An 8,772-nucleotide genomic window follows, 5' to 3' on the forward strand; every position below is an offset into this window, starting at 1 on the left:
CCGAGGAGGGTGCCCGACGTCGCCTGGGCGCCGGGCGTGCGCGTAGCACTCTGCCACAGGTTCACTACGCTTCGCTAATCCAACTGGTGAGCCTGACACCGGTGACGGTAACCGCCTCGAAGAGGTCGCAGGCGAGCAGGGCATCGGCCTGGGAGCGCAGGAAGTCAGCCCATGTACTGGAACTACGCTCGGGCACTGGATCGATGCGGCCTCCTTCAGGATCTCCCAGACGGTGGAGGCGGCGACCTTCATGCCCAGGACGAGCAGTTCGCCGTGTATGCGCCTGTAGCCCCAGCTGCTGTTCTCGCGTGCGAGGCGGAGGACGAGGGCGCGTACGCACTGCACGGTCCGCGGCCGGCCCGGGCGCTTGGGTCGTCACTGAGCGGCATGCCTCCGTACAACCACGTCGCGATGCCAGCTCATCACCCTCTCCGGGCGCACCAGCAGCCACACCCCGCGCAGCACATCCATCGGGAGGCGGTGCAGCAGCGCCGCCAAGAACGCCCGGTCAGCCGCCTCGAACCGCGGCCTGTGCCTACCCAGTGGGCGCTCCAGCACCGCGATCTGATGCCGCATGGCGAGGATTTCAACGCCCTTGTCCCAATCACTCATCGGCAGCAGGCGGAACAGAGCGAGCGCATTCCTCACACCGAGGTAGGCCAGTCGCAGCAGCACGACTCATCACGTTGCCGTGCTGATCAGCGTCAGCGCAAGCATCCCGGCGAGAGCGTCAGCCGCGAAGCTCCGCGGAGGTGAGCCACAGCCTCCCACCTGGGCGGATAAGGTTTTCGGCAAGGACAGGGCTGAGTGAAGCCCGTCTCCTCGCGGCGGGCTCGCCAAACGAGCCACCACGACGGCACTGCCCGGCGAAAAGCCCCTGCTCACGTCGCCGTCGCTCGCCGCCAGGGTGGCACCGTCGCCAGACTCCACAAACCGTCCAGGTGCTTGTTCCACGCGGCGACAGCGGCCCTGGTGCCGTCTGCCTCCCTCGCGGACCAGACGATCAGGTCGGTTCGGTAGCCCCTGGGGTCGTAGCACTCAGGGCCCGAGCTGTGCTGGATCGAGCGGGCGACCACATCGTAAAGACCGTGCAGCATCAACTCCCGGTTGAAAATACAGACCTTGTCCCTCGGTATCCCGGGATAGAGGCGGAACTCGCTCTCCACCATCACCCGTCCCAACCTGTTGAGCCGCTCCGCGAGCCCGGACATCGACCGGTCGTACCCCCGGCACCTCAGTTCCTGGACTCGCCGGAGTGCGGGGTCGTCGAGCGGCTCACCGTTCGGGCCCACCCTGGACGGGACAGTCATGGGCTGCCCGAAATCCGGAACAAGCACTCTGATGCGGACACGCCTGGTCCGTCCGGGATCGTCGACCAGCTCCTCCAAGCGGCCGTGAAGCGCGCCGAAGATCGTCTCCCCGGTATAGCCGAGAAAGGTGATCTCCACCGTCCGGGCCTGGAAGGCCTCGCTCACGAATCGGCCCAACTCACGCGACCCCACCTGTGACCGCTCAGGCAGCCGAAGCGGTGCGGCCAGATCCTTCACCGCGTCGTACAGCACGTACGCCACGAGGCCGAGCAGCGCACCACCGAGGAACGCCTTGCCCTGCAGGGCGTCTCCGAGCGGTGTGACGAACTGAGCAGTCAGCCCGACGACGAAGATTCCAAGGAGAAAGAACCGCGTCGCCGCGGACTCGAAGCGTGTCAGATGCCGCCTCAGACGATGAGCCACACCAGGCTCGGCCGACCCGCTCCCTGGCACGGACATGCGCAACCCCTCCCCGTACCGAGCCGCCCGGCATCGCGTCATGTGCCTGCCGGGAACCCGGCCTGTCTGTTGCTCTCATGGTTCCCACTCGGCATTGGCCAGGCAAGATAGCCACCGTAGAGCCTGGTTATCGTCGGTGACGCGCTCGTGGCGGTCCTCGGCGAGGAGCTCGCGTCCTCAGGCCCAGGTCTCCTGGACTGGGAACCAGTTAGGTGGGAGCCAGCCGAGGAGCACCAGGTCGCCGTCTTCCGGCGGTCCGGTCGACCAAGCGGATAGAGTTGCCCCGCAGGCTGAGAGGGGTGAGGGTGGGCTCGACAGGGGCGTGGGTGGTCGGCGTCATCCCTGACGCGGAGGCTCGGGAACTTCCGAACCGTTACGTCCCTCTCATACAGCCCGGCGACTGGGACAAACCGCGGAATTTCAGCCAGGCGCTGGCCTGGTGGTTGAACGGTGGCGATGGAGAGACGTTTTTCCAGCGTTCCAAGGGTCCTTCCAGAACCTTGGTGCCCACGTCGGTCGCCCATCGATTCGCGGACTTCATCGAGGACGCCAACGTGTCCACTGCGGCCACGGATGCGATGCAGGACGCGAGTATGACGTTGATGCCCGAGGCGGTTGGCGCTGGTCTCTTCGTTGCGACTGCCCGAAAGGCTAATCCAGTGGCGGCCCTGTACTACGGCCTTGGCGCTCAGAGATCGGCGATGCTCCCCGGCTGGTTCGGGAACTTTCTGCTTTCCGCCGACGAGGTTCGGGCCGCTCTGCCTCGGGTTGAGGAAGCCCTGATCATGTCCGACGCCCAGCGAGGCACCGCCCTCTCCCGGATTGCCGACTGGATGACCGCGATGGGCGACACGCCCGACGACGATGCGGCGGAACTCATCGACGCGCCCCTCCAGGTTATTCGATATGCCGCAGAGGCCGGGTCCGGTGCTGCTGCGTTCAGTCGCTGGTACTGACCTCGGTCTGGCACTCACGGGCTGCTGAGGACGCGCCGCCGGAGCAGGCCGAAAAGAGGGGCCCGCCGGAGCCGGGCCAGGATGGGATGAATCGTTCCGCTCTCCGTCCCCGGCGGCTGCGATGCCGGGGACTAAGGCGCTTGCGCAGGTGCCTGAGCTACAGCTCGATGGCGGTGAACCGCCACCTGCCGGAGCTGAGCCAGTGGTGCAGGGCTTCGTGCACGCTGTCGGGCAGTGTACTGAGCTTCTCGATCGCTTCCCGGTCTCCTGGCCAGGGGGCGAATCCAGCCGCGGTCAGCGCTGCGTACAGGTTCAGGCGCCGCAGGTCGCGAGGATCGACGCGGCACGCAATGCGCTCTTCGGGATTGGGCGGTGCCAGCAGGAAGTCGTCCGCCGGGGCATGGTCCCACGCTCGATCGGTTGATGCGGTGGTGGTCTGCATGATCTCGCTCCGTTCTGCGTGTGCTTCGTTCGCACGCCCCGCGCCGCCGGGGCCGAGTGTGCTGTGTGCCGGGTTCGCTACCGGTCATCGCCTTCTGGCGCGGCGGGCGGATCGTTTAGCCGACTGCCGGCGGCCGTCTCCTCGGCGCATTGCAGTGATCGACACCAAGGGCAGTCCGCTTCCGCCTGGTCCTCGTACCGGTCGCCATCGGGGCGATAGGCGTCCGCCGGCCGTCGACGGCTGAAAAGTGGACCGGTGGCGAAGAATCCAAGCCTCGCCACAAGCGCACGATCCAGGCGACGCCGACGCTTCCAGAGGCGCCTTCGGTGCGGGCCCTTCGCCTCGTCAGTCACCGGCGCCAGGTCCCGGTGGCCGGCCTTCGTCGAGAAGGCGCCCTGACCGAGGGTTCACCGCGCCGGCGCGTTGCCTCGTGCGTGCCAGTACACGCACGCGCCGTTTCACCGGCGTCGGGCACGAAAGCGGATACACACACGGGCTCTCCCTGCAGGGTGCGGGCGCAACCCTCTCCCGCTACCGCAGGCCGTGAGCAGGGCTTACGCGAGGGCGTTGACGGCCGGCTGGCCGCGCACCACACCCTCCCCGCCGACGCGGCAAGTACGCGCAATACGCGAGTGATATTACAGATCACCCATAATTCCGTGGCTCTTACCTGCATGCTCCATCAATGTGCAAAATCCACCGTTTGATATCCCATCAGGCCGCGCCACCGCAACGAACGCTGCTCCGCGGCCCCATCCCACCATCCAGCCGAGACCCGAAAGTGGGTAACAACCATCCGAGGAACAAGCTGATCAGCAGCGACGACAGGTCCCCGCACGCCCACCCGGATCGAAGAAGCGCAGGCCAGCCCCACACCACGAGCCCGGAACGACCGGGAAACCAGGCGAAACCCTCACCGAACGCGTCCGCTTGAAACGGCAGCGACGATAAACACCACGTCGCCCGGTGCCGGTACGCCTCCACCCAGGCCCATCCCTCGGGCGCGGGGTCGGGCGGCGGTAGCTCGAGGATGCCGATCGCCTGAGCGTGCCGGCCGTGTCTGCACCAGGCGGCGATGCCACTGCCGGTCCTGGAGTGCCGTGACGGTCACGGGGATGCCGAGCACGACAGTGGTGAACGGCAGGGCCAGGTGGTCCTCGACGGCCGCCTGGAAGGCGGCGAGCTGTGCGTGTTCGTCCTAGGCATCGATGATGGCCTCGGCGACCAGGGAGTCGAGTGCGGTAGTGGACAGCCTCATCGCGCCGTGCGCCCTTGCGTGGGCAGGAGTTGTGCGAGGCGGTCGCCGACCGGGGTGAGGCTGGGCAGGGCCTCGTGCGCGAAGTGCACCGGCTTGCGGCGGCGCAGCAGCTCCTCCCCGTCGCGCTCCCAGGCGAAGGTGGGCTTGCGCAGGAGTGCGCGGAAGACGACGTCTGCGTTGTCGGGATACCGCTGGTCCAGACGGCGGATGACCATGGGAGCGACAAAGTCGTCGTTCAGGTACTGCCTGAGCCGGTTCAGGCAGGTGCGGTCACGGGTCAGGGCCGGGTCGGTGAACAGCGCGTCGAGGTGGCCGAAGTCGGCGTAGTAGCACAGGCCTTCGGTCTCCTCGAAGATCACGGCGACGGTGTCCGCGTCGCGGAGTTCCTCAGGCAGACTGCTGAGCTCGTCGAAGGTGGGCCCGTGGTTGATCGCCTGCGCGGGGGTTTCGTCGCCGAGTTCGGCCTGGGCCCTCTCCTGCCGGTGGCGGTGGTACTCCCGCATCCGTACGGGCGCCTCGCCGGCATTCAGGACGAGCAGGTCGGTGCCGAACACCTCGATGAAGAGGCACACCTCGCCTACTTCACGATCTCCTTCGCGAAGAAGGCCGCCGCTTTTACCAGGATCTCGTTCGCCTTCCTCAACTCGGCGGCCTCACGACGCAACCGCCGCAACTCGTCCCGCTCATCACTGGTCAGCGCGCCAGCGGGACCCTCGCCCCGGTCGACCTTCGCCTGCTTGACCCAGCCGCGCAGCCCCTCGGCACTCACGCCGAGCTCCCGGGCGACCTCGGTCACGTTCCGACCGGAGGAGCGGACCAGCTCCACCGCGTCCCGCCTGAACTCGGGCGTGTACCGCTTACTCATGTAGCTCTTGCCACTCAACCTGGACTGCTTCCTCCGGGACCCAACCGTCCCAGTATCAGGCTGTCCAGCTCAGCGGGGGAACTTCAGAGGGCGCTTCGTACGCGCCTACGGTCCTCGCGGATGTTCCGGCAGACACGACCTTGGCCTGCGAGGAGGTCTTCGGGCCAGTTCTCACGGTCCTCAAGGTGTCCGGTGAGGCCGAGGCTTTCGCCGCTGTGAACGACTCCAAGTATGGCCTGCTGACGGGTGTGTTCACACGCGACCTGCAGGCTGCCTTCCGGGCACATCGGGCTCTGGAGGTCGGCGGAGTCGTGATCGGCGACGTGCCCTCCTGTCGCGCCGACCAGATGCCCTACGGCGGGGTCAAGCAGTCTGGTGTCGGCCGCGAAGGAGTGAAGTTCGCCATGGCGGATTACACCTACGAGCGCGTGCTGGTCCTTACTGACCTGGCGATATAGCAGTTCGCTCACAGCCCCCTGCGAGGCGAACGCTCGCCGGGAACGACGGTGCGAGGGGGCGTACGAGAGCCGTGCAGTACGACAGGACTGTGGGTGGCTCCGCTGTGCGGTTCGTTCAAGTCTGCGGACCGAGCAGCGCCAGTTCATCAGATGTCGTGCTGCATGCTCGGCGCCGGTGGTCGCGGAGGGCAGGCCGGCGTCCGGCTCGAACCCGCCGTCGCCGCCCCTTGTGCAGATCCGGCTGAGCAGTTCGGCATCCCGTGGTCCTCTCAGCCGGGCCATGGACCGAAGGAGCCACAGTGGACCAAGTGATGGCACACGAGGTCGACAACCATGACTCCCCAGCTGCTCGTTCAGCTTTCGCACGCGCCTCGTTCGGTGCGTTTCATCGTCAAGACCCCTTGACGGGTGGCGCCCGCCGTCCTGGTGCTGTGACTGCTCGGGTTCGTCACGCTCTACTCGCGCGCGGGTGGCGGCCGCGGACGAGGTCAGCGGTGGTGATCTGACTCGCACGGACCATAGGAATGGGGCCCGGCCGTTCACGGCCGGGCCCCACTCATGTCGCTTACGCCGGTGCCGGCGCCCAGAAGCACACGTCTTTCCTATGGCCGCAGCGACGGAGGGACTCGAGGTATTTCGTGCCCTGAGATGCCCTGCCGGAGAGGCCCCATGTCTTCTGGCGCTTCCGACGGCTGTATGAACTCGGTGGCTGCGGCGGCACGCACGGTCGTCGGCAACGCCGCTGGCCAAAACCGCCGGGCGACGGTGCTCTGCTGATCATCTGTGTGTACGGCGTCCGACTCCACGCCCTCAGCCGATTCCGGGGGTCGCCGTGTGCCCGCACACCGGCGGGGCTGCGCTCGCCCGAAGGTTCGGTGTGACTACCGGTGTGACCGCGACGCGGTCACACTCTTGTCTTCGCTGGGACGGGCAAGCGCATCGTCTTGCGGCGCTCAGATCTGGTTGAGTCCGCCATCGACGAACAGCTCGGATCCGGTGACGAAGCTGCTCTCATTGCTGGCGAGGAACAGCGCGGCGGCTGCGGCCTCGTCCGGGTGCCCCATCCGGCCCAGCGGTATCTGGCTGGCGAAGGCGTCCCTCATCTTCGCGGCCTGGTCGGCGTCCGCGGCCAGGCCGGTGATGCCCGGGGTGACGATCGGGCCGGGCACCAGGGTGTTCACTCGGATTGCGCGGCCGCTGAGTTCGTTGGCCCAGGTGCGGGAGAAGGAGCGGACCGCGGCCTTGGACGCGGCGTACACGCCGAAGGCGGCGCCACCTGAGGTGGCAGCAGTCGATCCGGTCAGGATCACCGAGGCGCCGTCGTTGAGCAGCGGAATTGCCTTCTGAACGGTGAAGAGCATGCCTCGCACGTTGATGTTGAAGGTGGCGTCGAAGTGCTCCTCGGTGACCTGCTCAAGCGCGGCGAACTCACCGCCGCCCGCGTTGGCGAACAGTACGTCGATGGACCGGCCCCGCTCGGCGACAGCCGCGTAGAGGCGGTCGATGTCCGCGAGGTTCGCGACGTCGCCCCGGACGGCGGTGGCTTCCCCACCGATCTCGGCCAGCGCGGCGTCGAGAGCCTCCTGCCGACGGCCGGTGATGAACACGTGCGCGCCCTCACGCGCGAATCGCTTGGCTGTGGCCAGTCCGATTCCGCTGTTGCCTCCGGTGACGACTGCCGTCTTCCCGTCAAGCTGTCCCATGATCGCTTATCCCTGTCCGGTGCAAACGCCAAAAGTCGTGCACCATGTGTCGCTGCAGTGTTACAGCCCGGAGCGGACAGCCCCGGACCACTTATGGACTGTACGGTAAAGAACCACGTTATGGACCGCTCGGGCAAAAACGTGACTGCATCCACACCGCCGAGCAGCAACGAGCCGGCCGACGCCGGTCCGCCCGCCGGGACGCTAGGACGCCGGGGCGCCGGGGCGCCGGGGGGAGTCGTGCGCCACACACTTCGCCACCACCCAGCCTGTCCCCCTGTGTGCCGCATGCAGCCGGGCGCTCACGATCTGGACCGATAGGTCAAGAAGGACGTATGCTGTTGAACATGGGACGACCACGGAATTTCGACGAGAACCAGGTTCTGGAGTCTGCGCGCGAGCAGTTCTGGAATCAGGGGTACGCGGCTACGTCACTGCAGGACCTGACGGACGCCACCGGACTGGGCAAGGGGAGCTTGTACGGGGCCTTCGGCGACAAGCGGCAGCTGTTCCTGCACGTGCTGGACGGCTACCGCGACGAACAGCTCAACGGCGTCCGGGCGGTCCTGACCGGGCCCGGTACGGCCTTCGAACGCCTGACCCTGCTCGTTGAGGGCGTGGCCAAGGGATTCACGGAGGACCCGCAGCGGCGCGGCTGCCTTCTGGTCAACAGCACGTCCGAGCTGCACAGCAATGATCCGGACGTCGTCTCCCGGGCCCGGAGCAGCTACCAAGCGGTCGAAGATCTTCTGATCGCCTGCGTGAAGGAAGCCCAGGACGAGGGGACGGTCGAACCGGGGGCGGACGCCCAGGAGGTCGGGCGGCTGCTCCTTGCCGTCATGCAGGGCATCGAGTTTCTCGCGAAGACCGGCATGGACGGCTCAGCTCTGCTGCAGATAAGCCAGGCCGCCCTCAAGCAGCTCTCCCGACACTGACCATCCTGCGGGCCAGCACCCTTCACAGGTGACGTGCCGACCGGCAGGGACCCGAGTGGGCCCGCTTGAGTCGGCTGCGAGCACGCGAATTACCTGCCCTCCGAGCACCCCCACGAGTGGCCCGGGCGCCCGCCCCAGCGCGGTTGACGGCCTGCCCCTTTCACCATGCCCTTGAGCAGGCACTCCGGCCGGGCGGCTGCGCCATCGACTGCGCCGCAACGCGGGCCGGACGACGCTCCGGCAGCCGACGGCGCCGGCCCATTGCGCACGGGCCCTGACGGCAAAGTCTCCAGGCTCAACAACTTCGTTAGCTATCCCGGGTGTTGTGCTCGTATAGTTCTGTGCATGGAGTTGCTGCGGATGTCCAAGGCTGCGAAGCGTCTCGG

General features: G+C 67.1%; 7 protein-coding genes and 2 pseudogenes. 3 read left to right on the top strand and 6 right to left on the bottom strand.

Annotated elements, in window-relative coordinates; all coding sequences use genetic code 11:
* Positions 1–88: 88 nt before the first annotated feature.
* Both AB0M27_RS45415 and AB0M27_RS45420 read right to left on the bottom strand, forming a co-directional pair.
* Positions 89–675 (bottom strand): annotated as a pseudogene (locus AB0M27_RS45415) (integrase); the annotation flags it as partial.
* Between the two features lie 206 nt (positions 676–881).
* Positions 882–1,769: a hypothetical protein gene (locus AB0M27_RS45420; protein ID WP_365731858.1), complete on the bottom strand. Its 888-nt coding sequence runs from the start codon at positions 1,767–1,769 to the stop codon at positions 882–884.
* A gap of 326 nt (positions 1,770–2,095) precedes the next feature.
* Between AB0M27_RS45420 and AB0M27_RS45425 the strand changes: the two genes are divergently transcribed.
* Entirely contained in the window at positions 2,096–2,725 is a 630-nt protein-coding gene (locus tag AB0M27_RS45425; RefSeq protein ID WP_365731860.1) for a hypothetical protein, read from the top strand.
* Positions 2,726–2,882: 157 nt separating this feature from the next.
* Here the strand turns inward: AB0M27_RS45425 and AB0M27_RS45430 are convergent, their stop codons facing one another.
* From AB0M27_RS45430 to AB0M27_RS45440, 3 genes are all read right to left on the bottom strand, one after another.
* Entirely contained in the window at positions 2,883–3,167 is a 285-nt protein-coding gene (locus AB0M27_RS45430; RefSeq protein ID WP_365731862.1) for a hypothetical protein, read from the bottom strand.
* A gap of 1,254 nt (positions 3,168–4,421) precedes the next feature.
* Complete coding sequence (locus tag AB0M27_RS45435) at positions 4,422–4,997, bottom strand: hypothetical protein (protein ID WP_365731864.1); 576 nt, start codon at positions 4,995–4,997, stop codon at positions 4,422–4,424.
* Between the two features lie 5 nt (positions 4,998–5,002).
* Positions 5,003–5,290, bottom strand: coding sequence for a transposase (locus AB0M27_RS45440; protein WP_365731866.1), 288 nt, complete (start codon positions 5,288–5,290; stop codon positions 5,003–5,005).
* Between the two features lie 68 nt (positions 5,291–5,358).
* Here AB0M27_RS45440 and AB0M27_RS45445 point away from each other — a divergent pair.
* A pseudogene (locus AB0M27_RS45445) lies at positions 5,359–5,748 on the top strand (aldehyde dehydrogenase family protein); the annotation flags it as partial.
* A 953-nt stretch (positions 5,749–6,701) separates the two neighbouring features.
* Here the strand turns inward: AB0M27_RS45445 and AB0M27_RS45450 are convergent.
* Positions 6,702–7,451 (bottom strand): glucose 1-dehydrogenase, encoded by a 750-nt coding sequence (locus tag AB0M27_RS45450; RefSeq protein WP_031026510.1) that lies wholly within the window; start codon positions 7,449–7,451, stop codon positions 6,702–6,704.
* 347 nt (positions 7,452–7,798) lie between these two features.
* Between AB0M27_RS45450 and AB0M27_RS45455 the strand changes: the two genes are divergently transcribed.
* The gene (locus AB0M27_RS45455; RefSeq protein WP_075033913.1) at positions 7,799–8,386 is read left to right on the top strand and encodes a TetR/AcrR family transcriptional regulator; all 588 of its coding nucleotides are present in this window, start codon (positions 7,799–7,801) and stop codon (positions 8,384–8,386) included.
* The last annotated feature ends 386 nt before the right edge of the window (positions 8,387–8,772 follow it).

The organism is Streptomyces sp. NPDC052107 (assembly GCF_040680215.1).
Lineage (GTDB): Bacteria > Actinomycetota > Actinomycetes > Streptomycetales > Streptomycetaceae > Streptomyces.

What these genes read in the sequence shown, in the direction of transcription:
- AB0M27_RS45455 (WP_075033913.1), top strand. Translation starts at nt 7,799, where the DNA reads ATGGGACGACCACGGAATTTCGACGAGAACCAGGTTCTGGAGTCTGCG.
- AB0M27_RS45420 (WP_365731858.1), bottom strand. Translation starts at nt 1,769, where the DNA reads ATGTCCGTGCCAGGGAGCGGGTCGGCCGAGCCTGGTGTGGCTCATCGT.
- AB0M27_RS45440 (WP_365731866.1), bottom strand. Translation starts at nt 5,290, where the DNA reads ATGAGTAAGCGGTACACGCCCGAGTTCAGGCGGGACGCGGTGGAGCTG.
- AB0M27_RS45430 (WP_365731862.1), bottom strand. Translation starts at nt 3,167, where the DNA reads ATGCAGACCACCACCGCATCAACCGATCGAGCGTGGGACCATGCCCCG.
- AB0M27_RS45450 (WP_031026510.1), bottom strand. Translation starts at nt 7,451, where the DNA reads ATGGGACAGCTTGACGGGAAGACGGCAGTCGTCACCGGAGGCAACAGC.